4 tRNA genes are annotated in these 672 nt (G+C 47.3%); all 4 read left to right on the plus strand.

The features are described 5' to 3' along the window. The first annotated feature begins 83 nt into the window (after positions 1–83). A tRNA-Met gene (locus tag MD588_RS25900) sits at positions 84–160 on the plus strand. A gap of 30 nt (positions 161–190) precedes the next feature. Beyond that, a tRNA-Leu gene (locus MD588_RS25905) sits at positions 191–277 on the plus strand. 49 nt (positions 278–326) lie between these two features. Then, a tRNA-Leu gene (locus MD588_RS25910) sits at positions 327–411 on the plus strand. A 77-nt stretch (positions 412–488) separates the two neighbouring features. Next, positions 489–573: transfer RNA gene (locus MD588_RS25915), tRNA-Leu, on the plus strand. The last annotated feature ends 99 nt before the right edge of the window (positions 574–672 follow it).

The following is a 672-nucleotide window of genomic DNA, read 5'->3' on the forward strand; positions in this document are numbered from 1 at the left end:
CCAGGTAGCCCTGCCACATTTTATTATGTGGCCTAATCAATCAGATTAAGCGGCATAATTTAATATTGCTTGTAAAGCAAAATGGCTACGTAGCTCAGTTGGTTAGAGCACATCACTCATAATGATGGGGTCACAGGTTCGAATCCCGTCGTAGCCACCATTCTCTTTACGAGAATGACACCACAATGGAGCGGTGGTGGCGGAATTGGTAGACGCGCTAGCTTCAGGTGCTAGTGTCCGCAAGGACGTGAGGGTTCAAGTCCCTCCCTCCGCACCAAACAAAACTTGAAACATCATCGATGCTTTGACATTGATAAACAAAATATGCGGAAGTGGCGGAATTGGTAGACGCACCAGATTTAGGTTCTGGCGCCGCAAGGTGTGAGAGTTCAAGTCTCTCCTTCCGCACCATATTTTGTTAGTTTGGATCACCAATATTCAAACAAAGAATAATCAGAGAAACACCAGCTAGTAATAGCTAACAATATGCGGAAGTGGCGGAATTGGTAGACGCACCAGATTTAGGTTCTGGCGCCGCAAGGTGTGAGAGTTCAAGTCTCTCCTTCCGCACCATTCTCTCTGATCATTCAAGTCTCTGAAAAGAGCACCCTGTAGGGCTATCGCCAAGCGGTAAGGCAGCGGCTTTTGATGCCGCCATTCCCTGGTTCGAAT

Source organism: Photobacterium obscurum (assembly GCF_026191635.1).
Lineage (GTDB): Bacteria > Pseudomonadota > Gammaproteobacteria > Enterobacterales > Vibrionaceae > Photobacterium > Photobacterium obscurum.